This window comes from Streptomyces viridochromogenes (genome assembly GCF_001270495.1).
Lineage (GTDB): Bacteria > Actinomycetota > Actinomycetes > Streptomycetales > Streptomycetaceae > Streptomyces > Streptomyces viridochromogenes_A.
The window spans coordinates 1-627 of record NZ_LGUR01000275.1 but is presented as its reverse complement, the minus strand read 5'-3'; the positions used below and the strand labels follow the sequence as shown (position 1 = coordinate 627).

Here is a 627-nt window from a genome sequence, read left to right as displayed (position 1 = left end):
GGCGGACCCGGAGCTGGTCCGGCTGGAGTTCGCCGTCCCCCTGCTGTCGCCGTGGCCGGGCGGCGGCGAGGGCAGGGATCCACACGCGCTGCGGGAACCGGACGTACGCGCCCTGCTGCGGGAGCGTGTCACACGTGAGAGCGACGAAGCGATGGCCGCGATGCTCCTGGACGACCCCCGCGCGCTCCTCGAAAGGTTCCTGAGCATGCTGGAGTGTTACTGGCGGGAGGCGTTCGAGGAGGAATGGGCCCGGATCGAACCGGAACTGGCCGCCGGGGTGAGCGAGGCCGGGCACCAGATCGAACAGCGTGGACTGTACGGCATGCTCCGCGGCCTGTGGCCGGAGGTGCGCAGCGACCGGCAGGCCGAACGCTTCTGGCTGGAGCGCCCGCACGACCACGAGGTCGCCATCGGCCCGGACGACACCCTGCTGCTCGCCCCCAGCGCCTATGTGTGGCCGCACGTACGGGTCAACTGCGACGGCCCTTGGCCCCTCGGGCTGGTCTTTCCCGTCTCGTCGATCGCCCGGGAAGCCCGCCCCAGGATTCCTCCCGCGCAGCTCGTCGGCATGCTCCGCGCGCTCGCCGACGACACCCGCCTGCGCGCCCTCCGGCTGATCGCCGAACG

1 protein-coding gene is annotated in these 627 nt (G+C 72.1%); it reads left to right on the top strand.

Annotation, left to right across the window (positions count from 1 at the left end; translation table 11 throughout):
- On the top strand, positions 1-627 hold a 627-nt coding region (locus ADK36_RS45250; RefSeq protein WP_234330116.1), incomplete at both ends, for a DUF5937 family protein.